Origin of the sequence: Streptomyces millisiae, assembly GCF_031845425.1 — a bacterium.
Lineage (GTDB): Bacteria > Actinomycetota > Actinomycetes > Streptomycetales > Streptomycetaceae > Streptomyces > Streptomyces millisiae.
Genome location: NZ_JAVREM010000015.1, coordinates 82,558 through 105,933, shown reverse-complemented (window position 1 = coordinate 105,933; position 23,376 = coordinate 82,558). Strand labels below are relative to the sequence as shown.

Annotated in this window: 24 protein-coding genes; 10 read left to right on the top strand and 14 right to left on the bottom strand. The window is 72.5% G+C overall.

The annotated features are described in order from the left end of the window. The first annotated feature begins 76 nt into the window (after window positions 1-76). Together RNC47_RS15035 and RNC47_RS15030 are read left to right on the top strand one after the other, a co-directional pair. The gene (locus RNC47_RS15035; RefSeq protein ID WP_311599074.1) at window positions 77-865 is read left to right on the top strand and encodes an ABC transporter ATP-binding protein; all 789 of its coding nucleotides are present in this window, start codon (window positions 77-79) and stop codon (window positions 863-865) included. Further along, entirely contained in the window at window positions 862-3,456 is a 2,595-nt protein-coding gene (locus RNC47_RS15030) for an ABC transporter permease (RefSeq protein WP_311599072.1), read from the top strand. Before RNC47_RS15035 ends, RNC47_RS15030 begins: the two co-directional genes overlap by 4 nt. Window positions 3,457-3,544: 88 nt before the next feature. Here RNC47_RS15030 and RNC47_RS15025 read toward each other — a convergent pair whose 3' ends face one another. Continuing rightward, a complete protein-coding gene (locus tag RNC47_RS15025; RefSeq protein ID WP_311599070.1) occupies window positions 3,545-4,690 on the bottom strand; it encodes a methyltransferase in 1,146 nt (381 codons plus the stop codon). A 61-nt stretch (window positions 4,691-4,751) separates the two neighbouring features. After that, entirely contained in the window at window positions 4,752-6,272 is a 1,521-nt protein-coding gene (locus tag RNC47_RS15020) for an IucA/IucC family protein (RefSeq protein WP_311599069.1), read from the bottom strand. A 48-nt stretch (window positions 6,273-6,320) separates the two neighbouring features. Here RNC47_RS15020 and RNC47_RS15015 point away from each other — a divergent pair, with 48 nt between their 5' ends. After that, the gene (locus RNC47_RS15015; protein ID WP_311599068.1) at window positions 6,321-7,850 is read left to right on the top strand and encodes an IucA/IucC family protein; all 1,530 of its coding nucleotides are present in this window, start codon (window positions 6,321-6,323) and stop codon (window positions 7,848-7,850) included. Between the two features lie 3 nt (window positions 7,851-7,853). Here the strand turns inward: RNC47_RS15015 and RNC47_RS15010 are convergent, their stop codons facing one another. From RNC47_RS15010 to RNC47_RS14995, 4 genes are all read right to left on the bottom strand, one after another. After that, window positions 7,854-8,063 carry a DUF397 domain-containing protein gene (locus RNC47_RS15010; protein ID WP_311599067.1) on the bottom strand — a complete coding sequence of 70 codons (210 nt, stop codon included), beginning with the start codon at window positions 8,061-8,063 and terminating at the stop codon, window positions 7,854-7,856. Continuing rightward, window positions 8,039-8,893, bottom strand: coding sequence for a helix-turn-helix domain-containing protein (locus RNC47_RS15005; RefSeq protein ID WP_311599066.1), 855 nt, complete (start codon window positions 8,891-8,893; stop codon window positions 8,039-8,041). Before RNC47_RS15005 ends, RNC47_RS15010 begins: the two co-directional genes overlap by 25 nt. A gap of 278 nt (window positions 8,894-9,171) precedes the next feature. Next, entirely contained in the window at window positions 9,172-9,528 is a 357-nt protein-coding gene (locus RNC47_RS15000) for a hypothetical protein (RefSeq protein ID WP_311599064.1), read from the bottom strand. Continuing rightward, on the bottom strand, window positions 9,525-9,728 hold the full coding sequence (locus RNC47_RS14995) for a hypothetical protein (protein ID WP_311599062.1): 204 nt from the start codon (window positions 9,726-9,728) through the stop codon (window positions 9,525-9,527). The genes RNC47_RS15000 and RNC47_RS14995 overlap by 4 nt, the downstream gene beginning before the upstream one ends. Window positions 9,729-9,905: 177 nt before the next feature. Here RNC47_RS14995 and RNC47_RS14990 point away from each other — a divergent pair, with 177 nt between their 5' ends. Beyond that, window positions 9,906-11,384: an FGGY-family carbohydrate kinase gene (locus tag RNC47_RS14990; RefSeq protein ID WP_311599060.1), complete on the top strand. Its 1,479-nt coding sequence runs from the start codon at window positions 9,906-9,908 to the stop codon at window positions 11,382-11,384. 66 nt (window positions 11,385-11,450) lie between these two features. Here RNC47_RS14990 and RNC47_RS14985 read toward each other — a convergent pair whose 3' ends face one another. The 6 genes from RNC47_RS14985 to RNC47_RS14960 form a co-directional block, all read right to left on the bottom strand. Beyond that, on the bottom strand, window positions 11,451-13,025 hold the full coding sequence (locus RNC47_RS14985; protein WP_311599058.1) for an FtsX-like permease family protein: 1,575 nt from the start codon (window positions 13,023-13,025) through the stop codon (window positions 11,451-11,453). Beyond that, window positions 13,022-13,714, bottom strand: a complete 693-nt coding sequence (locus RNC47_RS14980) for an ABC transporter ATP-binding protein (RefSeq protein WP_311599056.1) — start codon at window positions 13,712-13,714, stop codon at window positions 13,022-13,024. The genes RNC47_RS14985 and RNC47_RS14980 overlap by 4 nt, the downstream gene beginning before the upstream one ends. After that, window positions 13,714-14,250: a PadR family transcriptional regulator gene (locus RNC47_RS14975; RefSeq protein ID WP_311599055.1), complete on the bottom strand. Its 537-nt coding sequence runs from the start codon at window positions 14,248-14,250 to the stop codon at window positions 13,714-13,716. The genes RNC47_RS14980 and RNC47_RS14975 overlap by 1 nt, the downstream gene beginning before the upstream one ends. A gap of 73 nt (window positions 14,251-14,323) precedes the next feature. Next, a complete protein-coding gene (locus RNC47_RS14970) occupies window positions 14,324-14,983 on the bottom strand; it encodes an alpha-ketoglutarate-dependent dioxygenase AlkB family protein (protein WP_311599054.1) in 660 nt (219 codons plus the stop codon). After that, a complete protein-coding gene (locus RNC47_RS14965; RefSeq protein ID WP_311599053.1) occupies window positions 14,980-16,062 on the bottom strand; it encodes a LacI family DNA-binding transcriptional regulator in 1,083 nt (360 codons plus the stop codon). The genes RNC47_RS14970 and RNC47_RS14965 overlap by 4 nt, the downstream gene beginning before the upstream one ends. Before the next feature lie 135 nt (window positions 16,063-16,197). Beyond that, on the bottom strand, window positions 16,198-17,037 hold the full coding sequence (locus RNC47_RS14960) for an SDR family oxidoreductase (protein ID WP_311599052.1): 840 nt from the start codon (window positions 17,035-17,037) through the stop codon (window positions 16,198-16,200). Window positions 17,038-17,142: 105 nt separating this feature from the next. On the opposite strand from RNC47_RS14960, the gene RNC47_RS14955 reads away from it, so the two are divergent. From RNC47_RS14955 to manD, 3 genes are all read left to right on the top strand, one after another. Next, window positions 17,143-17,502 (top strand): winged helix-turn-helix transcriptional regulator, encoded by a 360-nt coding sequence (locus tag RNC47_RS14955; protein WP_311599050.1) that lies wholly within the window; start codon window positions 17,143-17,145, stop codon window positions 17,500-17,502. 112 nt (window positions 17,503-17,614) lie between these two features. Further along, on the top strand, window positions 17,615-19,561 hold the full coding sequence (locus RNC47_RS14950) for a glycoside hydrolase 5 family protein (protein WP_311599048.1): 1,947 nt from the start codon (window positions 17,615-17,617) through the stop codon (window positions 19,559-19,561). Between the two features lie 14 nt (window positions 19,562-19,575). Beyond that, complete coding sequence (gene manD / locus RNC47_RS14945; RefSeq protein ID WP_311599046.1) at window positions 19,576-20,805, top strand: D-mannonate dehydratase ManD; 1,230 nt, start codon at window positions 19,576-19,578, stop codon at window positions 20,803-20,805. Window positions 20,806-20,850: 45 nt separating this feature from the next. On the opposite strand, the gene RNC47_RS14940 is transcribed toward manD, so the two are convergent. Beyond that, on the bottom strand, window positions 20,851-21,087 hold the full coding sequence (locus tag RNC47_RS14940; RefSeq protein ID WP_311599045.1) for a hypothetical protein: 237 nt from the start codon (window positions 21,085-21,087) through the stop codon (window positions 20,851-20,853). A 3-nt stretch (window positions 21,088-21,090) separates the two neighbouring features. Beyond that, window positions 21,091-21,630, bottom strand: a complete 540-nt coding sequence (locus tag RNC47_RS14935) for a DUF6247 family protein (protein WP_311599044.1) — start codon at window positions 21,628-21,630, stop codon at window positions 21,091-21,093. Window positions 21,631-21,821: 191 nt separating this feature from the next. Here RNC47_RS14935 and RNC47_RS14930 point away from each other — a divergent pair, with 191 nt between their 5' ends. Genes RNC47_RS14930 through RNC47_RS14920 form a run of 3 tightly spaced genes read left to right on the top strand, consistent with a single transcriptional unit; the run spans window position 21,822 to window position 23,356 of the window. Next, window positions 21,822-22,031: a hypothetical protein gene (locus RNC47_RS14930; RefSeq protein ID WP_311599043.1), complete on the top strand. Its 210-nt coding sequence runs from the start codon at window positions 21,822-21,824 to the stop codon at window positions 22,029-22,031. After that, entirely contained in the window at window positions 22,015-22,536 is a 522-nt protein-coding gene (locus RNC47_RS14925; RefSeq protein ID WP_311599087.1) for a DUF6879 family protein, read from the top strand. The genes RNC47_RS14930 and RNC47_RS14925 overlap by 17 nt, the downstream gene beginning before the upstream one ends. Beyond that, on the top strand, window positions 22,526-23,356 hold the full coding sequence (locus tag RNC47_RS14920) for a helix-turn-helix domain-containing protein (RefSeq protein WP_311599042.1): 831 nt from the start codon (window positions 22,526-22,528) through the stop codon (window positions 23,354-23,356). Before RNC47_RS14925 ends, RNC47_RS14920 begins: the two co-directional genes overlap by 11 nt. Window positions 23,357-23,376: the final 20 nt, after the last annotated feature.

Genomic DNA, 23,376 nt, shown 5'->3' with positions numbered 1-23,376 from the left:
GGGGCCGGGCGACGGTTGCCTAGGCTCTGGGGGGAAATCGAGTGGGATTCCGGAAGAAGCGAACAAGGAGACGAGAGTGGCAACGGCTGTAGTGGATCCGGCGACCGGGGGCAGCGGAGGGCACTCGGCCGTGGCCGCGCGCGCGGAGAGCGTGGTCAAGTCGTACGGGGACGGGGAGACGCGGGTCGTCGCCCTGGACAACGTCACGGTCGACGTGGAGCGCGGCGGCTTCACCGCGATCATGGGGCCTTCGGGGTCCGGCAAGTCGACGTTGATGCACTGTCTGGCGGGTCTGGACACGGTGACCAGTGGGCGGATCTGGATCGGGTCGACGGAGATCACCGGTCTGAAGGACAAGAAGCTGACGAAGCTGCGGCGGGACCACGTCGGCTTCATCTTCCAGGCCTTCAACCTGCTGCCGACGCTCAACGCCATCGAGAACATCACGCTGCCCATGGACATAGCCGGGCGCAAGCCCGACAAGGACTGGCTGGACCGGGTCGTGTCCACCGTCGGCCTGCGCGACCGTCTCAAGCACCGCCCCAACCAGCTCTCCGGCGGCCAACAGCAACGCGTCGCCGTCGCCCGCGCCCTCGCCGCCCGACCCGAGATCATCTTCGGCGACGAACCCACCGGCAACCTCGACTCCCGCGCCGGCGCCGAAGTCCTCGGCTTCCTACGCCGCTCCGTCGACGACCTCGGCCAGACCATCGTCATGGTCACCCACGACCCCGTGGCCGCCGCCTACGCCGACCGCATCGTCTTCCTCGCCGACGGCCGCGTCGTCGACGAGATGCGGCAGCCGACGGCCGACCGGGTGCTGGACCGCATGCGTGGCTTCGACGCGCAGGGGCGGACGTCGTGACCGTCCTCAAGACCTCGCTGCGGAGCTTCTTCTCGCACAAGGGCCGGATGGTCCTGTCCGGGATGGCCGTGGTGCTGTCGGTCGCGTTCGTCTGCGGCACGCTGGTGTTCACCGCCACCATGAACACCACCTTCGACAAGCTGTTCGCGCAGTCCGCCTCGAACGTCATGATCGCGCCGGCCGAGCGGGACGACGAGGTCAGCGCCGTCGAGGGCGGCAGCGGCCCGGCCAACGGCGTCCCGGACACCGTGCCGGCCTCCGTCGTCGACGAGATCTCCTCGGTCGACGGGGTGGAGCGGGTCACCGGCAACGTGGCCGCCACCAACGCCGTGGCCGTCGACGCCGACAACGAGAACCTCGGCCCCACCACCGGCGCCCCGACCGTCGTCACCAACTGGTCGGACGTCGAGCTGCGTACCTCGGAGATCGCCGAGGGCCAGGCGCCCACCGGCCCGGGCGAGGTGATGGTCGACGCGGACACGGCGGACGCCAAGGGCATCGCGATCGGTGACGAGATCCGCCTGATCACCGCCATCGGGGACTACCAGACCACGATCACCGGCATCGTCGACTTCACCATCACCAACCCCGGCGCCGCCATCTTCTACCTCGACCTGGCGAGCGCCCAGGAGTACCTGCTCGGCGGCGAGGACGGGTTCACCACCATCTACGTCGACTCCACCGGAGCCGTCAGCGACGCCGACCTCAAGGCGGCCGTCGCGTCCGTCGTCGGCGCGGACACCTACAAGCTCCAGACCTCCGACGAGTACATCGAGGAGAACCGGGACGCGCTGGGCGAGGTCCTGTCCATCCTCGAGTACGTGCTGCTCGGCTTCGCCGGCCTGGCCCTGCTGGTCGGGATCTTCCTGATCGTCAACACCTTCTCCATGCTGGTCGCCCAGCGCACCCGCGAGATCGGCCTGATGCGGGCCATCGGCTCCAGCCGCCGCCAGGTCAACCGCTCGGTGCTCATCGAGGCGCTGCTGCTCGGCCTCATCGGCTCGATCCTCGGCTTCGGCGCCGGCATCGGCATCGCCGTGGGCCTGATGGCCCTGATGAGCGCCCTCGGCATGAACCTCAGCACGGAGGACCTGACGATCGAGGCCACCGTGCCGGTCGTCGGCATCGTGCTCGGCGTCGTCGTCACCCTGCTCGCCGCCTACATCCCGGCCCGGCGGGCCGGCAAGATCAGCCCGATGGCCGCGCTGCGCGACGCCGGCATGCCGGGCGACGTGCGGGCCGGCCGGATCAGGGCCGGGATCGGCGCGGTGTTCACCGTCCTCGGCCTCGCCGCCCTGGCCGGCACCGCCACCGTCGACTCGGCGGCGGACGGCGCCGGCTTCCTCGCCCTCGGCGTGGTGCTGAGCCTGGTCGGCCTGATCCTCGTCGGGCCGGCCCTGGTGGGCCTGGTGGTGCGCGGCCTGAGCGCGGTGCTGCTGCGCGGCTTCGGCCCGGTCGGCCGGCTCGCCGAGCGCAACGCCCTGCGCAACCCGCGCCGCACCGGCGCCACCGCCTCCGCCCTGATGATCGGCCTGGCGCTGGTCGCGGGCCTGTCGGTGGTCGGCTCCTCGATGGTGGCCTCGGCGACCGAGGAGATAGACGAGTCGCTCGGCGCCGACTACATCATCAACAGCAGCACCTTCGGGCAGATCCAGCCGGACGTCACGGCGGCGGTGCGGGACGTGGCCGAGCTGGATCACGTCACCGAGGTCGCCAACGTGCGGACCGAGGTGGCCATGCCGAACGGTGAGGACGTCGACGTGCTGCTGAGCGCGGCCGACCCCACCTACGAGCAGGACATCGCCATGGACGTCGTCGAGGGCGACCTCGGCGAGGCGCTCCAGCCCGGCGGCGTCTCGGTGGGCGACGAGGACGCCGAGGAGTACGGCATCGCGCTCGGCGACGAGCTGCCGGTGACGTTCGACGGCGGCACGGCCACCGTCACGGTGCGGGCGATTCTCTCCCAGGGCGAGGCGATGGCCACCGGCACCTGGAACCTCGGCCTCGAGACCATCCGCGCCGGCGTGCCGGACGAGGCGGCCATGCCGCTGCCGTCGCTGCTCTTCGCCGCGGCGGCGGAGGGCCAGCAGGACGCGGCCCGCGCCGCGCTCGACGCGGCCATGGAGCGCTACCCGCAGATGGAGGTCCGCGACCAGGCCGAGTACAAGGAGCTGATCCAGGACCAGGTCGGGCAGCTGCTCAACATGGTCTACGGGTTGCTGGCGCTGGCGATCATCGTGGCGGTGCTCGGCGTGATCAACACGCTGGCCCTGTCGGTGGTGGAGCGCACCCGCGAGATCGGCCTGATGCGGGCCATCGGTCTCTCGCGCCGGCAGCTGCGGCGGATGATCCGCCTGGAGTCGGTCGTCATCGCCCTCTTCGGCGCGCTCCTCGGCCTGGCCCTCGGCCTGGCCTGGGGCGCGGCGGGCCAGCAGCTGATGGCGCTGGAGGGCATGCGGGTCCTGGAGATCCCCTGGTCCACGCTCCTGACGGTCTTCATCGGCTCGGCGATCGTCGGCCTCCTGGCGGCGCTGATGCCGGCGTTCCGCGCCGGCCGGATGAACATCCTCAACGCGATCGCCACGGAGTAGGACCCACCCTTCCGAACGGCCCGCAGGCCCGGGTCACCGGCGCGCTCCGCGTGCCTGGTGCCCGGGCCTTCGGCTGCCGGCGGACAGGTCAGCGGTCGTCGAGGTCATCGGTGGGCGCGCGGCGTCGTGCCATGGAGCGCGGCGGAGGCTCGTGCCCGGCCGCTGTCGCCGTCCCGGTAGGGCGTGGGGCGGCCTCGATGAGGGAGAAGACGCTCGGCGCTGGCAGCTCGGAGAACGACGGTGCCGCGAAGCCGGCCTCCTCGCACAGCGTGGTGAACTCCTCACGGGTGCGTTCTCGGCCGCCCAGGTTCACCAGCATGTTGAGATCGCTGAGGTACCAGCCCGCCACCGTCGGATCCACCACCGGTGGCATCACCCGCTCGACGATCAGCACCCGGCCGTGGGCGGGGAGCGCCTGCCGGCAGTTCCTGAGGATGGTCACGCACCGCTCGTCGTCCCAGTCGTGGATCACGCTCTTGAGCAGGTAGAGGTCGCCGCCCTCGGGCACGGAGGCGAAGAAGTCCCCGGTCACCGCCGAGAAGCGGTCGGTCAGGCCGGCTCGCTCCATCGTCCCGGCGGCCTGCGCGAGGCCCCGCGGGGTGTCGTGGACGACACCCCGCACCGAGGGGAAGGCGCGCAGCACGGCGGCGAGCAGGGTGCCGTCCCCGCCACCGACGTCCACCACGGTGCGGTACCGCCCGAAGTCGTAGGAGTCGGGCAGCGTGGCCGCCGTGGCGCGGGTGGACTCGCTCATCGAGGCGTTGAACTCGGCGGAGAGTTCCGGGAGCTCCCCCAGCCGTTCGAAGAACCCCTTGCCGAAGACCTGGGGGAACGTGGGCTCCCCGGTGCGTACCGACTCCGCCAGGTCCTCCCAGGCGCGCACCATCTGGGGGTCGGTGAAGACCCGCGCCGGCGAGGCGTGGGAGCGCGGGTGCCGGGTGTCGAGCAGGCGGCCGGCGGGAGTGGCGCTGAAGACGCCGGGCCGGGACTCGACGAGCAGTTCGAGGGCCGCCAGGGCGCGCAGGAGCCGCAGCGTCGCCCGTGGCTGGGTGCCGCAGGCGGCGGCCACCTCGTCGGCGGCGCGTTCGCCGTCTCCCAGGGCGTCCATGACCCCCAGCCGGGCGGCCGCGCCGACGGTCTGGGCCGCCATGGTGCCGAACACCAGCCGCATCAGGTGCAGGGGATCCGCCGCGTCCGCGGGCGGTGCTGTGCCGTCTCCTTCGACTGCCGTCATGTCCGCCTCCTTCCCGGCCGCAGAGCAACTCGGGTGAGCCTTGCTTGAGTCGGCGGTGTGGTCAAGGGAGGTCGGGCCGCGCGGGCTCGGGGGCGAGCGGGTTCGGCAGGGTGGTCCACCGCACCGGCGGGTCCGGGGCCAGCCGCATCAGGGTCAGCGCCTTCGCCGGCAGTGGCGCCTCCCGTAGCGCCCGCTTCGCCGGGCCGGCCGGCAGGTCGGCCGTGGCGGCGGCGAGCACCGTGGCCAGCGTTGGCCCGTCCCCGGCGAGCGGCGCCAGCGACCCGGTGACCAGGCCGCCGAGCGTCTGCCGGCGCAGCGCCGCCGGGTCGTCGTTCAGCAGCCGGCCGGCCAGCGGCGGTGCCGGGAGGCCGTGGTGGGCGAGCCGGGCCGGGGAGACGCGGATGTCGGCGAGGTCCCGGTAGACCAGCCGCCTGGCCCACCCGTCGGCGTCCACGACGGCGAGCAGGTTCTGGCCGTGCGCCTCCAGGGAGAGGCCGAGGTCGAGCAGGTCAAGGCAGACGCCCACCGCGAGCCGCGCGAACGCGGTGACCCGGTCCAACCGCCGTTCGTACGAGGCGAACAGCTCCGGCAGCGCGGCCACCGGCACCACCCGTTCCCCCGCGCCGGGGTCGGCGTGGACGTGCGGCGACTCCCGTAGCATCGCCGCCAGTTCGGGCGTGCCGTCGCCGGCCGCCGCCAGCGTGCGGGTGACGTGCAGCCGGCCGCCGAGCCGTTCGGCGATCCCCGCCACGAACTCCGAGGTGGCGATGGCGTTCTCGATCGAGTACGGCGAGATGTCCCGCACGGCCGACGTCAGCCGGGCGCTCACCGTCGTCTTGACGTGGCGGTCGTCGCCGAGGTCCAACGTCCGCAGCGCCAGCAGCGGATGCCCGTCGGGGCCGGGCAGCAGCGTCCGGTCGGCCAGCACGTGCGCCGCCTGCCACGGGTGCACCGGCACCAACACGGCGCCGCCGTCCCGCAGTTCGGCCGGCCACCCGCCGTGCACCCGGGCGGCGTCGGCGACGGGCGCCAGCCGCAGCGACACCACCGGCCGGTGCTCCGGCGCGTACGCCAGCTGCTCGGCGGCCGAGAAGCCGGGCCGCGAGCGGCAGTTCGGGTGGTAGGGGTGGCCGTCCCGCGACAGCTGCTCCCACTCCCAGGGCGCGGCGGGCGGCCGGGACGGCGGCGGCGCGGTGCGGGAGAGCGCCAGGGAGGCGACGCTGTGGTCGAGTTCGGCGGCGAATCCGGTGCCGTTCGTCACAGCGAGCGCCGTCAGCAGCTCCGCCGGATGGTCGTACCGGGTGCCGTCCAGCTCCAGGGCGGGGACCGAGGTGCCCGTCGCCCACGGGTCGCACGCCGGCCCGCGCAGCCGCCGCCCGTCGGCCAGCCGCAGCGTGACGCCGTCCCCGCCGGTGGCCTGGTCGGCGACCCAGGGCAGCGGCTCGTGGGTCAGGCCGCGCCACAGTCGGGCCAGCACCGCCGCCCTGGCCCCCGGCAGTTCGGCGAGGTACGCGTCCACCGCCCCGGGGCGGGCGGCGGCCAGTTCACCGGCGAGGTTTCGCTCCGCGATGGTTCGACACACCAACCCGTCCTACCGCATCCGATCATCCGACACACATACTGACGTGCGATGGATACCTACGCCGTGGCGGCCGACGAGCTCGCCGTGACGCCGTTGCTCAACTGCCTGGTCAGAGAGGCCACCGACCCGGCGGGCGAGCCGCGCGCGGGGCGCGCCACGCGCCGACTGCGGTACACCGGCCGGCTGTTGCGCGTCCGCGCCGGCCACCGCCCGTCCGAGCCCGAGCTGTGGGCCGGCGGCGCGTGGCGACCGCTGCGCCACGCCGCCCTCGTCGACCTCGTCGCCGAGGAGATGCGCGCCGCCACCGGGCGCCCCAACGACCCGCTGACCGCCCAGATGGCCGCCAGCCGCACGGTCGTCGAGGCGCTGCTGGCCGCCCGCGACCGCGCCACCCCGCCCGACGACCCGTGGCTGCGCTCCGAACAGGCCCTGGTCATGGGCCACCCCTTCCACCCGTCGCCCAAGGCACGCGGCGGCGGACCACCCGCCGACTGGCTGCGCTACGCGCCCGAGGCGTACGCCCGTTTCCCGCTCGCGCTGCTCGGCGTGCGTGAGGACGCGGCGATCGACGAGGGCGACGCCAGCGCGCTGGACGCCCTGGGCGAGGCCCCGCCCGGCTACCGGCTGCTCCCGGTCCACCCCTGGCAGCTCGAACTCACCAGCCGCATACCGGAGGTGCGGGCCGCCTTCGCCGACGGCCGCCTCGTGCGCGTCGGCGTCACGCCCTGGGAGGCGGTGGCCACGGCCTCGGTGCGGACGGTCCACGTGCCGGCCAGGGACCTGTTCCTGAAGTTCAGCCTCGACGTGCGGATCACCAACGACGTGCGGCGGCTGTGGCGGGGCGAGTTGCGGCAGGCCAGGCACAACGACCCGTTGGTCGCGGCCGCCTTCAGGGAGACGGACGGTCCGGTCGCCTGGCTGACCGAGCGCGGCCACCGCACGGTGCGCGGCCTGGACGAGACGTTCCCGGTCCTCGTGCGCGACGGCCTCGGCGCGCACCTGCTTCCCGGCACGACCGCCGTGCTGGCCGCCGCCCTCGCCGAGGGCTTCGACGGCAGCCCGCTGGACCGCGTCACGGAGCCGTCGACCTGGTGGTCGGCCTACCTGTCCTGCGTCGTGCCGCCCCTGTTGGAGGCGTACGCCCGGCACGGGGTGGTGGTGGAGTGCCACCTCCAGAACACACTGATCGCGGTGGACGCGGCCGGCACCCCCGTGCAGGCGGTGTTCCGGGACGCCGAGGGGTCCCGGGTGATCCCGCAGATGTCCCGCGCCGACGCGTGGCGCCGACTGGTGTACTGCCTGCTCGTCAACAACCTCGCCGAGGTGGCGGGCGCGCTGGCCGACCGCTTCCCGGAAGCGGCCGGTGCCCTCTGGCCGGCCGCACGGCGGGAGTTCGAGCGGTTCGCGGCCGTGCGGGACGACATCCCCGAGGTGACGGAGCTGCTGAGCGCGCCGACGGTGCCGGGGAAGGCCAACCTGCTCTCCAGCTGGCTGGACGCCGGCGCCACCGAGCCGCGCTACGTCCCGTTCCCGAACCCGCTCGCCACTCTTCCCGAACCGGCGGACACCGGCCGGTGAACGTCAGAGCCGGCCGGCCTGGACGTGGGCGATGAAGCGGCTCCAGCCGCGCGCGGGAAAGACGATGGCGGGCCCGGCGGGCTGCTTGCTGTCGCGGACGGGAAGGACGCCGGGGTATCCGTCGGCGATCTCCACGCAGTTGTTCACGCCTCCGTCGCTGTAGCTGGACTTGCGCCAAACGGCGGTGCTCAGGTCGACTCCAGCGGATCGCATGGCAGGGTCTCCATCAACTGCTCGATGAACGTCACGGATTCCCGTGACGAAAGGGCGAGATCTCTCACCGCATCGTAGGACAGTCGCAAATCCTCGACATCCTCCGCGACATCGAACAGTTCCCCGTTCTTGGCCCCTTCCAGCCAGGCTGTGGTCTCTCCATCTGCCGTGCGCAGCAGCAACAGTGACTCGCCGATGAGCTCAAGAAGGCCCGCCGAGTAGGGCAACACCTGGATCACCACATGTGGTTCGGCGGCCAGCTCCAGCAGCCGGGCCAACTGTTCGCGCCACTCCGTCGGATCGGGTAGGGCTCGCCGTAGCGCCGCCTCGTCCAGGACCATGCGTACGAGGGGCGCTGGATCGCGCCGCAGCAACTCCTGTCGACCGAGTCGGGCGTCCAGCTGCTCCTCCAACTCCGGAATGTCTTCCGGACCGTGGGGCGCGGAGAAGAGCAGCGCCCGAGCGTACGCCTCGGTCTGGAAGAGCCCCGGGATCAGCGAGACGTACTGCTCGATGACGGCTGCTTGCGCCTCAAGTTCCAGGACTCGCTGGTACTTGTCGCGGAACTTGCCCTTCGCCAGCGCCAGTTCCCAGAGGATCGACAGGTGCGGCGTCGTCCCGTACAGCGTGTCCAGCGCCTCGATGAGTTCCGGGCCGCCGAGGCTCTTGCCGCTCTCCACGCGGCCGAGTTGCGTGTGGTCGTAGCCGACCTTCTCGGCCAACTGCCGAAGTGACCGGCCGCTTTCCTCCCGCAGCCGTGCCACCTCGATCCTCAGCATGCGGCGCGGCGAGACGCTCGGTCTTCCGGAGATCGGCTTCCGTTGCGGCATGGGAACACCCTTTCGTTGCACTTGGGTTGCCGGCGATACGGCAACAGCTGGCCCTGGCCGCCACGGCTGACGAGCCGTCACGCTGGGCCGGTGCACCAACCTGCCACCGGCCGCACATGTCCGGCAAGATATTCCAAATGCGAAATTCCGTGCGAAGTGGAACCACTCGGCGACGCCGAACAACGCTGTGCCCTGGACGCCGGGTAGTGCGAGGGGCGTCGGGTCCTTGTTCGCGCGTCTGGGCGACAGCCGCGTGCGCGGCGGGATGGCCGGCGTGGTCACCCGAGCGTCAGGAACGTGGCCAGCGCGACGACGAGCGCGCAGCCGGCGAGCACCGGCGCCCAGATCTCGGCGCGCGAGGTCGTCCGGCCTGGTGCGCCCTGGTGGTGGGCCGCCTCGTCCCAGAAGGAGCGGGGGCGCAGTCCCGGCGGGTCCGCGCGGAGCACTCGGAGGGTGGTGCCCCGGTGGACCGAGAGGCGTTCGCCGGAGACGAAGTGCAGGCGCACGGCGCCGCCGTCGAGGTGGGTCCTCGCCACGACGATCAGCGGCCGGCCGCCGACCGTGACGACGTCGCCGCGCAGGACGGCGGCCGGGTAGGTCTCGACGGTGTCCACCCGGACCGGCGCGCGGCTCACCGTCGACCGCCGCTCTTCAGCTCGACGTTGGTCTCGCTCTCCGCGTTGACCCGCCGCACCCGGGCCCGCAGTTCCGCCAACACCGGGCTGGACTCGGCCTCCTGCGAGGCGGCCTCCGGCTCCGGTTCCGGTTCCGGCTCGCGCTCGGTGGATGGGGGAGGGGCGGCGTGCGTCATCTGCGTCGATCTCCGTTCGGTCACGTTCCGTCGATATGGACTCGATCCAGCGTGACGGAGTTCGAGATGGGCAACCAGAGGAATCCGGTGCCGTACGGAGGGTCGGCGGGGAGGCTGCGGACCGTTCCCACCGGCCACGGGCGGCGACGCGCGCCGTTCCGTCCCGGATCGCCTACCCTCCCGACCGGAGGTGATGCGCCCATGACGGTGCTCGGGGTCGACATCGGCACGTCGAGCGGCAAGGGGGTGCTGGTCGACACGGACGGCACCGTGCTGGCCACGGCGACGCGCCCGCACGAGGTCGACCGGCCACGGCCGGGGCACGTGGAGATGGACGCCACCGTGTGGTGGGACGAGTTCGCCTCCATCGCCCGCGAACTGACGTCGCAGGGGCCGCCGGTGACGGCCGTCGGCGTCAGCGGCATGGGCCCGTGCGTCGCGTTGACCGATGCCGACGACACCCCGCTGCGCCCGGCCATCCTCTACGGCGTCGACACCAGGGCCACCGCGCAGATCGCCCGGCTCACCGCCGAACTCGGCCGCGACGCCGTCCTGGAGCGCTGTGGTTCGCTGCTGTCGACCCAGGCGGTGGGCCCGAAGATCGCGTGGGTCGCCGAGCACGAGCCGGAGTTGGCCGCGCGGGCCAGGCGGCTCTACATGCCGAGCTCCTACCTGGTGCGCCGGCTCACCGGCGCCTACGTGCTCGACCACCACTCGGCCAGCCAGTCCGTGCCGCTCTACGACTCGCTCGCCCATGACTGGTACGGCCCCTGGGCGGAGCGCGTCGCGCCCGGCGTCGAACTGCCGCCGCTGCGCTGGCCCGGCGAGGTCGCGGGACACGTCACGGCCGGGGCGGCGGCGGCCACCGGCCTGCCGGCCGGGATCCCGGTCACCGCCGGCACCGTCGACGCCTGGTCCGAGGCGTTGAGCGTGGGCGCCACGGACACCGGCGACCTGATGCTGATGTACGGCAGCACCATGTTCCTCATCAACACGGTCGCCGAACGGCTGCTGGTGCCCGAGCTGTGGAGCACCGTGGGCGCGCTGCCGGGGACCCGCAGCCTGGCCGGCGGCATGGCCACCTCGGGCGTGATCACCGACTGGCTGCGGCAGTTGTTCGGCTCCCCCGAGCACGCGGCGCTGCTCGCGGAGGCCGAGGCGTCGGGCGTCGGGGCGCGCGGGCTGCTGATGCTCCCGTACTTCGCCGGCGAGCGGACACCCGTCGCCGATCCGGACGCGCGGGGCGTGATCGCCGGCCTCACCGTCTCGCACACCCGGGGCGACCTGTACCGGGCCGCGCTGGAGGCCACCGCCTTCGGGGTGCGCCACAACGTCGAGGCGATGCGCGCGGCCGGCGCCGACATCCGCCGCGTGGTGGCGGTCGGCGGCGGCACCCAGGGCGGCCTGTGGACCCGGATCGTGTCCGACGTGACGGGCCTGGAACAGGAGATCAGGGCCGTCACGCTGGGCGCCAGCTACGGCGCCGCGTTCCTGGCCGCCGGCACGGTGGGCGCGCCGTCGATCGACGCCTGGAACCCGGTGGTCGAACGCGTCACCCCCGACGCCGGCCGCCGCCGGGCGTACGACGAGCGGTACGCGCTGTACCGGCGGCTCTACCCGGCGACCCGCGACATCGCGCACGCGCTGTCGCTCGCCGCGCACGCCGGGGTCGAGCCGTGAGCGGTGGGCCGGCCCCGGGGGCGTGGCCCGGCGCCGGAGCCCCCTCCACTCCGGCGCCGGGCCGGCTCATGGGGTGCGCAGCTCGCCGGGTGTGGCGCTGGTGCGCACGGAGCGGGCGGCGACGCCGAGGTTGATCGTGATCAGGGCCAGCGCGCCCGTGCCCAGCAGGGCGAGCGGTACGACCGGCAGGTCGATCGGCCGCACCGTGTCCGGAGACACGACCTCGGCGGTGCACCTGGGCGGCGCGCCCTCGCAGGCCTCCACGAGCGTGCCGTCGACCACGACCTCGTCGCCGGCGTAGCCGCGCGCGAGCATGGCTCCGATGAGCACCGCCAGGGCGACGGCCGGGACGGCCGGCGTGAGCGTCCGCCAGGCGAGCGCGCGGATCAGCACCCCGCGTGGGACGCCGGTGGCCAGCAGCGCGCTGTGGGCGCGACGCCGGGCGAACACCCGCTCCAGCAGGGCGACGAGCAAGCCGCCGGCGGCCACCGCGAGCGCGACGAGCGTGGCGAGGGCGAACGACTCGGCGCTGTTGACGTAGAAGTCCTCGTCGAACGACAGGTAACCTTCGGGCCGGCCGCCGAGCTCCCGGTAGGCGGCGTCGGCCGCCTCGTGCGCCTCGGCCGTCGTGACGAACCAGGCACGCACCACGAGGGCGCCCGAGCCGAGGAGCACCGCCGCCAGCAGCGCGCCCAGGGTGCGGCTGCCGTGCCAGGGGTCGGCGATCAGGTCCCGGGCGGCGATCAGCGACGCCGGCCGCCGGGAGAAGCGAAGCAACAGCCTGCCGGTGGTCGCGGAGATCCAGCCGACGCCGAGCACCACGCCGAGGATCGCCAGCGCCGAGGCGGGCAGCATCAGGAAGGGCACCATAGACGCGCCCCCGCCCCCGACGACCCTCGGCAGCAGGGCCAAATGGCCGCCGACGCCGAGCACGATCAGCGCCGCGGGCCACGGGCGGGGCGCCCGGCGGGTGGCCGAGCGCCGCACGCCGAACGGCGTGGCCGTGACCCGCCGCAGCAGCACGGCCGCGGCCAGCATCGACAGCAGCGGCACGCCCAGCAGCACGGCGACGTAGGCCGCCGGCGAGGGCAGCACGTCGGTGGGCAGCGGCAGTCGGCCGCGCGCGTCCGGCCGGTGCAGGAGTGGGCGGGCAGCGAGTTGGACGGCGACCCCGGCCAGCACGCCGAGCAGCGCGGCACCGCCGGTCTCCACCACGGCGAGCGCGACGGTCTGTCGGGGGGTGCCGCCGGCCAGCCGGATCGCGGCGAGGCGGCGGTCCCTGGCGGGGGCGCCGATCCTGGCGCACTGGCCGGCCAGCGCCAGCACCGGCAGCGTCAGGAGCAGGACGACGAGGGCGACGCCGGGCCGGAGACCGGGCTCGCGCAGCAGGGCGTTGGTGTACTGGTGGGAGAGGCCGTCGACGCCGGCGCCACCGAGGTCGGGCGGCTCGATGGCGGCCACGGTGGCGGCGGCCAGCAGCGCGAGGGTGGCCAGCGCGGCGCTGGCCGCGGTGAGGGTGACGCGCAGCCGGTCGCCGCCGGTGCCGGCCAGGGCCAGCCGGGCCAGGGTCGACACCCGCAGCTCGACGCCGGGCAGGCCGCCCCGGGCGTGGGGGACGCGTACCGCGTCGAGGGCGGTCACCCGATCGCTCCGGCCGCTATGCCGAGGCCGCCCGGGTCGAGGACGCCGTCGCGCAGCACGATCTCGTCGTCGGCGTATCCGGCGACGGTGGCGTCGTGCGTGACGAGCACCACGCTCATGCGGCGCTCCCTGGCCAGCTCGACGACCAGGCCCAGCAGTTGCTCGCCGACCAGGCGGTCGAGGGCGCCGGTCGGCTCGTCCGCGAAGAGCACGCTCGGCTCGGTGACCAACGCCCGGGCCGCGGCCACCCGCTGCTGCTGGCCGCCGGACATCTGCCCGGGCACGGTCTCGGCCAACTCCCGCACGCCGAACCGGTCGAGCCAGTCGAGGGCGACGGAGCGGCTCTCCCGCCGGCCGTGGCCGGCGAGCAGCAGCGGCAGGGCGATGTTCTCGGCGGCCGTCAACTCCGCGACGAGCAGCCCGAACTGGAAGAGCACCCCGAACTCGTCGCGGCGCAGCCGGGAGCGCTCCGTCTCGGAGGCCGTGTCGAGGCGGCGGCCGCGGTAGTGGACCTCGCCGGCGTCCGGGCGCAGGATGCCGGCCAGGCAGTGCAGGAGCGTGGACTTGCCGCAGCCGCTCGGTCCGGTGACGGCGAGGATCCGGCCCTCGCCGAGCTCCAGGTCCACGCCGCGCAGCGCGGGGGTGGGACCGTAGGACTTCGTGACGCCGCGTGCCTGTAAGAGGGTCATCAGCGCACCTCCCGGTGCAGTTCGGCGACCCGATCGAGCGTGGTGCGCAACCAGCGGAGATCGGCGTCGAGGTGGACGATGGCGAGGTCGGCGGCGATCACGTCGCCGAGGGACGCCGCCGGGTCGGTCTTGACCGCGGTCAGCTCCCGCAACCGCGCGGTGTGGGCGGCCCGTTGGGCCAGCAGGTAGGCGTGCGCGCGCTCGTGCCCCTCCGCCACCAGGGCGACGACGACCTTGGCGAGCAGCGGGTTCGCCGCGTCGGGGGCCGGGGGCTCGACGGTGCCCAGCCACGCCGCGAGCGACTCCCGGCCCGCGTCGGTGAGCTCGAACAGCGTGCGGTCCGGGCCCCCTTCGCGGTCGTGGCCGGCCTCGGCCACCAGACCGTCCCGCTGCAGCCGGCCGAGCGTGCCGTAGACCTGCCCGAACGCCAGCGGCCTGGCGCGCGGCAGGCGGGCGTCGTACGCCTTCTTGAGTTCGTAGCCGTGCTGGGGCCCGGCGGTGAGGAGCCCGAGCAGCACGTTGGCGGCCAGTGACATGCCGACCACTATTCCCCGAGAGAATAGTCGCGTCAAGGGGTACCCGTGCCAGGGTGGTTTGTTCGTCGGGGAACTACCGGTCGGACAGCCCGGTCGTCCGCAGGGTGATGTTGAGCCGGCCGGCGCGCAGACCGGTCGCCGGGTCGGCCGTGCCGGGTATGACTTTCGGGACGCCGTGGTAGGCCAGGCGTGAGGGCCCGCCGAAGACGAACAGGTCGCCGGAGGCCAACTCCACGTCCGTGTAAGGGCGGTTGCGGTTCTGCGGGTTGCCGAACCGGAAGACGCAGGTGTCGCCGATGGAGAGCGACACGACCGGCGCGAGGGAGCGCTCGTCCTTGTCCTGATGCATGCCCATCCGCGCCGCGCCGTCGTAGAAGTTGACCAGCGCCGTGTCCGGCTCGTACGCGGCGGCCCCCTCGACCAGCCCGTCCTGGTAGGCGTCGGCCACCGCCTCCCGGCCCAACTCGCCCAGCCAGTCCGGGAAGTCGACCACCCGTGCGCCGTTCACGTCGTCGGCGGTGCGGGTGTAGCGGTAGGGCTGCCAGTGCCAGCCCACGCAGACCGTGCGCACCGACATCACCCCGCCGAGCGGCAGCCTGGTGTGCCGCATCGGGACCGGGCCCGTCGCCCAGGCCCGGCAGGCCGCCACCAGGTCGCGCTGCCGGTCCTGGTCGAGCCAGCCGGGGACGTGCACGGCGCCCGGCGCGAGCTCCGTGCGGAACAGCGCGGTCACGGCCGGCTCGCCGGGCCCGTCGACTCGCGGACCACAAGCTCCGGCGGGCGCAGCGACGGCGGTTCGGTGACCGCCCGCTCCGGGTCGAGCAGCCGGAACATCTCGGCCGCCGCGGCCTGGCCGACCCGGAACAGGTCCTGGCCGATGGTGGTCAGCCGCGGGTGGACCCACTCGCCGAGCGGCAGGTCGTCGTAGCCGATCACCGACAGGTCGCGCGGCACCTCGACGCCGAGCCTGCGGGCCGCGTTCATCGCCGCGACCGCCATCGTGTCGTTGGCGAACAGCACGGCGGTGGGCCGCTGTTCGGCCGGCGCCGCGAGCAGTTCCTCGGTGGCCGCCACCGCGCCCTGCGCCGAGAAGTCGGAGCTGACGAGCCGGCCGGGCCGCAGCCCGAGTTCGGCGAGCGTCGCCTCGAAGACCCGACGGCGGAACACCGTGTGCACCCGGTCCTCGGGGCCCGACACATAGGCGATCGCGCGGTGCCCGAGCTCCACGAGGTGCCGCACCGCCGCCCTGACCCCGGCCTCCTGCCCGCCCGCCTGCACCGACACCACCGGATCGGCCTGCCAGGGCACGCCCACCAGCACGGCGGGCAGCCGCAGTTGGCGCAGCAGCTCGAACCGCGGGTCGCCGATCCGCGACTCGGTCAGGATGACGCCGTCCACCCGCCGCTCCTCGGCGAGCCGCCGGTAGGCCCGCTCCTCGGCGCCGGGCTCCTCGCCCACGATGTGCAGCAGCAGGCCGTAGTCCGCCGGCGCCAACTCCCGCTCGATGCCGGAGATCAACACGGAGAAGTGCGGGTCGGTCGCCAGCAGGTCGGAGGAGCGCCCGGCGACCATCCCGATCGCCCGGGTGCGGGCGCCGCGCAGCGCCACCGCCGTCACCGAGGGCGACCAGCGCAGCTTGCCGGCGGCCTCGAGCACCCGCTGCCTGGTGGGGGCCGAGATCCCGGAGCGGCCGTTGACCACCTTGGAGACCGCCGACACCGAGACGCCGGCCAGCGCGGCCACGTCGGCGATCGTCGGCTTGGCGGCCGGCCCGCGCTGCCGCTCGCTCCGCTTGGTGTTCCGCTCTGTCACCTGTGCGTCACCCGTTATCCCCGTCCACCCGGTCTGCCGGCTGTGGCGTGAAGTGCACCACCGTAGCAGCGGCCGGCGGGGCCGCCGCTGGCGAGTGAAAGGGCTCTCAGCCCCAGCGGAGCACGGTGACTCGGCTCAGCGGAACGCGTCGACGTTGCGGGCGACCCAGTCGGCGAACGGACGTGGGGCGCGGCCGAGGACCCGCTCGACGTCCGGGCTGACCCGCAGCTCGGCCGGGCTCGGTGCACCGAGGATGTCCAGGGTGTCGTCGGCGAGCTCGGCCGGCATGCTTTCGGTCATGGCAGCCCTGGCCTCGTCGCGGGTGAGCTCGTGAAACCTCACGGGCGAGTCCAACGCGGCGCCGATGGCCGCCGCCTGTTGGCGTGGAGTGATCACCTCCGGGCCGGTCAACTCGTAGGCGCCGCCGGTGTGCCGGTCATCGAGCAGGCAGGCCGCCGCGACCGCGCCGATGTCCGCCGGGTCGATGATCGGCACCCCGATGTCGCCGAAGGGCGCGGCGACGACCCGTCGCGCGCGGACCGACTCAGCCCACCACAGGGCGTTGGAGGCGAAGCCGCCCGGCCGCAGGACGGCCCACTCCAGGCCGGACTCCCGCAGCGTGTCCTCCAGCGCGCGCATCGCGATCCGCGTCGTGCCGAAGGGCCTGGTCACCACGCCCAGTGTGGAGAGCAGGACGACCCGGCGGACCCCGCTGTCCGCGGCTTCGCCGATGATGTCGGCGGGGCTGGCCCCCGTGGTGTGCAGGTCGCCGGAGAGCAGCAGGAACAGCGCTTTCGCTCCGTCAAGGGCGGGCCTGAGGCTGGCCGGCTCGGTCAGGTCGGCCACCCGGTGGTGGACGCCGTCCGGCACCGCGGTCGGGTGCCGCGACACCGCCGTCACCTGCTCGCCCGCCTCGGCCAGCGCCCGCGTCAACGGCCGGCCGACGTTCCCGGTAGCCCCGGTCACCACGATCATGATCAGCTCCCTGTCAGGTGTCCTTCTGTGGCCTTCACGCTAGGAGTGCGGGCTAACTTTTGGTAAGGGCATACCTTTGGGTAAGCTCCTGCCATGGTGGGAGGCATGCAGCACAGGCCGGCCGAGGCGGGCAAGCGGTATGACGTGTTTCACACGGACTGCCTCGCCCGCGATGTGGTCGACCATGTGACCAGCAGGTGGGGCGTCTGGGTGCTGATCGCCTTGCGGAGCAACGACCTGCGGTTCTACGAGCTGCGCGAGAGCATCCAGGGCATCAGCGAGAAGATGCTCGCCCAGACCCTGCGCGCCCTGGTCGAGGACGGCCTGGTCTGGCGGGAGGTGGAGCCGACGACGCCGCCCCAGGTCACCTACGGGCTCACCGAGTTCGGCCGGGACGTCGGCGAGCCGTTGACCGAGCTCTTCGACCGGATCACCCGGCGGCTCTCCGCGCCCGGCGCGCGATAGCCCGACCCTCCCGGCGGCGGCCACGCCCGCGTCAACGCCTCGACAGCGGGTTGGTAAAACGATATACCTACCGGGATCTCGCGCTGGAAGCCGGAAGAAACGGGAACGATCGATGAGGCGTAACGCGGCCAAGCTCACGGACGGCGGCGGCGAGCCCGCCGTCTGGATCGGGGTCAACTACTGGTCACGGACCGGCGGCCCCCTGATGTGGCGGAACTACCGCACCGCCGTCATCGACGAGGAGCTGCGCACCATGCGGGAGCACGGCATCACCCTCACCCGCTCCTTCCTCTACTGGCCCGACTTCATGCCGGCCGAGAACACCCTGGACGACGAACTCCTCGCCCACTTCGACGACTTCCTCGACCGCCACCAGGCGCTCGGCATGACCACCATCCCGACCTTCATCGTCGGCCACATGTCGGGACAGAACTGGGACCCCGCCTGGCGCGCCGGCCGCGACATCTTCTCCGACGCCTCCTTCCTGGCCCAACAGGAGTGGTACGTCGGCACGCTCGCCGCCCGCTGGAAGGACCACCCGGCCGTCGCCGGCTGGCTGCTCACCAACGAGATACCGATCTACGCCCACTGGCAGTCCCGCGGCATCGGCACCGTCGACCACGCCGCCGTCACCGCCTGGGCCCGCACCCTCATCGACGCGCTGCGCGCCGCCGGCGCCACCCAGCCCGTCTCGGTCGGCGACGGCGCCTGGGGCGTCGAGGTCACCGGCGCCGACAACGGCTTCCGGGTCCGCGACCTCGCCCCGCTGATCGACTTCCACGGCCCGCACGTCTACCGGATGGAGACCGACGCCGTCCGCCAGCACCTGGGCGCCGCGTTCGTCTGCGAGCTGCTGGACATCGACGGCAAGCCGGTGATCATGGAGGAGTTCGGCCTCACCTCCGACTACGTCTCCGAGGAGAACGCCGCCCACTACTACCGGCAGGTGCTGCACAACACCCTGCTGGCCGGCGCCACCGGCTGGATCCCGTGGAACAACACGGACTACGACGACCTGTACCAGCAGGAGCCGTACAGCCACCACCCGTTCGAGATGCACTTCGGCCTCACCGACCACCTCGGCCGCCCCAAGGAGCAGTTGCGGGAGGTCAAGCGCTTCACGGAGATCCTGGACCGCGTCGACTTCCCCCGGCTGCACCGCCCCGACACGTCCGTCGCCCTGGTCGTCTCCTCCTTCCTGGAGCGGATGTACCCCTTCACTCAACCCGAGGACGCCACCAGCGTCTTCGCCCACACCCGGCAGGCGTACGTCGCCGCCCGCGAGGCCGACCTGCCGGTCGGCGTGGCCCGGGAGGCCGACGGGCTGCCCCAGGACTGCGCCCTCTACCTGCTGCCGTCCGCCAAGCAACTCACCGCCCCCGGCTGGCGCTTCCTCACCGAGCGTGCCGCGGCCGGCTCGGTCGTCTACGCCTCCTACTTCGTCGGCGAGCACGCCACCCAGCGCGGCCCCTGGTGGCCGAAGCTCGACGAGACCTTCGGGGTGCGGAAGGCCCTGCGCTACGGCCTGACCGACCCGATCGAGGACGACGAGCTGCGGATGGTCTTCCGGCGCGACTTCGGCGCCATCAAGGCCGGCGAGGAACTGGTCTTCACGGTCGCCGGCACCGAGAACTCCCGCACCTACCTGCCCGTCGAGCCGGACGGCGCCGAGGTGATCGCCGTCGACGCGCACGGCCGCCCCGCCCTGCTCTCGCACGCGGTCGGCGGCGGACGGATGGTCCTGTGCACCTACCCGATCGAGCACATGGCGGCCGTCACCCCCCGCGTCAACCCCGAGCCCACCTGGCGTCTCTACGCGGCCCTTGCCGCCGAGGCCGGCGTCACCCCCGACGTCACGGTGGACGACCCCCGGGTGCTGGTCGGCACGATGACGCACGAGGACGGCTGCTCCTTCGTCTGGTTCGTCAGCCAGCACGACCAGCCGCTCTCCCTCACGCCCACCCTGGCCACCGGCTCCCTCTTCGACCTGGACGGTGCGAAGCTGCCCACCGTCGAACTGCCGCCCTTCGGCGTCGTCGTCGCCGAACTCGCCCGCTGAGGAGACACCAGCCGATGAAGATCACCTCCGCCGAGACCATCGTCACCAGCCCCGGACGCAACTTCGTCACCCTCCGCATCACCACCGAGGACGGCATCACCGGGCTCGGCGACGCCACCCTCAACGGGCGCGAACTGTCCGTCGACTCCTACCTCCGCGACCACGTCGTCCCGCTGCTGATCGGCCGCGACGCCGGCCGCATCGAGGACACCTGGCAGTACCTCTACCGCGGCGCCTACTGGCGGCGCGGCCCCGTCACCATGGCCGCCATCGCCGCCGTCGACATGGCGCTGTGGGACATCAAGGCCAAGGCCGCCGGCATGCCGCTCTACCAGCTCCTCGGCGGCGCCTCACGCAGCGGCGCCCTGGCCTACGGCCACGCCTCAGGACGCGACATACCCGAGCTGTTCGACTCCATCCGCGCCCACCTGGACGCCGGCTACCGCGCCATCCGGATACAGACCGGCATCCCGGGCCTCGACTCCGTCTACGGCGTCGCCGCCTCCGCCGCCGGCGGCGGCGAGCGCTACGACTACGAGCCGGCCCGCCCCACCGCCGTCCCCGTCGAGGAGACCTGGGACACCCGCGCCTACCTGCGCCACATCCCCACCGTCTTCGAGGCGGTACGCGCCGAGTTCGGCCCCGAACTGCCGCTGCTGCACGACGGCCACCACCGGATGACCCCCATCCAGGCCGCCAAGCTGGGCAAGGCCCTGGAGCCCTACGACCTGTTCTGGCTGGAGGACGCCACCCCCGGCGAGGACCAGACCGCCCTGCGCCTGATCCGCCAGCACACCACCACGCCGCTGGCCATCGGCGAGGTGTTCAACCACGTCCACGACTACACCACGCTGCTCTCCGAGCGCCTGATCGACTACGTCCGCTCCGCCGTCACCCACACCGGCGGCGTCACGGCGATGAAGAAGCTGCTCGACCTGGCCGCCGTCTACGGCGTCAAGTCCGGCATGCACGGCCCCACCGACATCTCCCCGGTCGGCCAGGCCGCCGCGCTCCACCTCGACCTGGCCATCCACAACTTCGGCATCCAGGAGTACATGCGGCACTCCGCCGCGACGCTGGAGGTCTTCGAGACCAGCTACCGCTTCGAGAACGGCCTCCTCCACCCGTCCGACACGCCGGGCCTCGGCGTCACCCTCAACGACCCGGCCGCCGCCGCTCACCCGTACCAGCCGGCGTACCTCCCGGTGAACCGCCTCACCGACGGCACGGTCCACGACTGGTGAGGCCCGTCCCCTGAGCCCGGCCGCCGGCTCGCCCGCCGGCCGGGCTCAGAGATGCACGACGCGCAACACGGTGATGGTGAGGATCGGGTCGGAGACGAGGTACATGACCTGACCGCCGGAGCCGAAGTCGCGCCACCAGATGCCGTCGCGACCCTTGCACGCCCCGTCGTAGGGGTCGTCGCGTATCTCCAGCTCCATGTCGTCGTACGCGGCCCTGGCCGCGCGGGGCAGCGTGTTCCGCTGGCGCTTCGCCACGTCGACGTAGCGAATGTCGTAGATCACTCCCTATGGCTGCCCGTCGTCCTCCGCCAACATGCTGAGGTCACCGGCCTCGATCCGGCGGGCCAGCTCCAGGTCCTGGGCCAACTGCTCGGGGTTGGCGTTCCGGCAGGCGGGGGTCCACCACTCGTGGACCACCAGCAGCAGGTGCCGGTGGTCGAACGTGCGCTCGGCGCGGTCGGCCGCGCCGTCGAAGTCCAGCGCGAACCGCGACCGGTCGTCCGGCGTCAGCGCGGCGTAGACGGCCGGCCCCGTGCGGTCGACCCAGCGCGTCGGATCCTGCTGCGACCGGTGGTGCGGGCGGCGCGTGATCGTGGCGTCCCGCTGCGAGCGGAACCGGTCGGCGTCCACCACGTCCTGGTCGCCACCCGCCGCCTCCCACCACGTGCGGACGACCTCGGCCAGCGGCTCCACCTCGTAGGTGATCCGCGCCCCGCGCAGCGCGAAGGCGAACTCGTCCTCGAACTCCTTGCGCTGCGAGAGCGCCAGCGCGCCGGCGACCCGCCCGCCGTCGAGACCGCCCATCCGGCTGATTCCGTCACTCACCCGCGCAAGGATGTCACGGATGCCGGTCCGCTTCGTACGCGTCGAGCCCAGGCCCCTCGGCGGCCGTCCTGGACGCCGCTGTTTATGCCGGAACGCGCATAGCCGGTGCCTGAACGTGACCGGCGGGGCATCAAGCTTCTACCGTGCTGCTGAGCGGACCCAGGAGTGTCCGACAAGAGGGGAGCGGGGACATGGCGAACGCCCTGAGACTGCGTCGTCTGACCGGCGTGGGCGACGGGGAGTGCGGCGAGGGCGACTGCCCCAACGTGTATCTCACCGACCGGCGGTCATTTGTCGTGCAGGGCAATCAGTTTCACGGCTTCCGGGTCCCGGAGGGCGAGGGACTGGTCGAAATCCCGGAGGAGGTGCTTCGTGAGGCCTTCCGTGCACTTGGATGGTGACGAGTGGCGCCGCTGCTTCACCTCCATGAAGCACGACGCCTGGCGGCTGGAGACGTTGCCGGTGTACACCATGCCGCAGGAGGCGGAGAAGTTCGCGCGGTTCCGCGCGGGGGAGCGGTCGCCGGACGACCACACCTCGGCCTGGATGGACGACATCCGGCACTGGCGGGGCCAGGGCAGGACGGTGGGGCGTGTGCACGTGCTGAGGCGTCCGCTCTCGGACTACCTCCGCTTCGAGTTCGAGTACTACTACCGTCATCACGTGCGGGCCGGGGAAGAGATCCGGATCCTGGACCTGACGGACCGCGAGAACCCGGGCCTTCCGGACCAGGACTTCTGGATTTTCGACGATTCCAAGGTGGTGCTGATGCACTACCGTTCGGACGGCACCCAGATCAACCGTGAGCTCCATCAGGGCGACCCCGCGCCCTATGTCGCCTGGCGGAAGCTGGCGGTCTCCGAGTCGATTCCGTTCACGGAGTATGTGAGACGGTTTGGCGCTTGATCCCGAGCGGCGAGGTGATCCCAAACGGGAACTGGCCGAGGCGCTCAAGGAGTTGCGCCTGCGAGTCGGCCTCACCGGAGACCGGCTCGCACGGCGGTGCAATATCTCGCAGTCGAAGATCAGCAGAATCGAAACAGGCAAAGTGCTGCCCAGCGTGGTCGACGTCGAGCGGATAGTACGCGCTCTCGGTGCACCGGCCGACATAGTGTCCGAGTTGATGGCATTGGCCAGGATGGCGAACACGGAATGGCAGGGGCTACGGTCCCTCTACCGTAAGGGGCTGCACAGGAAGCAGAACGAACTGGCCGACCTGGAAGCTGGGACCAGCGAGTTTCGCTATTTTCTTCCATCGGTGGTCACCGGTCTGTTGTCCACGCGTCCCTACATGCGGGCGACGCTCCGACGTGCTGGTTCAGACGTGGATCGCATCGTTGACATGAAGATCGCACGCCAGGAAATCCTGGAAGACCGGACCAAGGCCTTCACCTTCCTCCTCACGGAGCAGGCCGTGCGATGGCCCCTCGTGCCGGCCGCCGAGATGGCCAGACAGATTGATCGCCTGAAGATGCTGTCCCAATGGCCCAACATAAGGATCGGGGTGCTGCCGCTGCGGGGCGGTATTCCGGTCATGGCGCTGAGTACCTTCACGGTCTACGACCGCACGCTGGCAACTGTCGAAACCACTGCCGGGATCGTCATCCTGAGAGATTCCAGAGATGTGGCCGCATATCTCGGCTTGTTCGGCGAGCTTGAGGAACGGGCGCTGTTCGGGGCGGCGGCAGTTCAGCAGCTGTCTGAATGGGCGCAGGATTTCGAGTGATGTGAAGCGGAGGAGGAGCG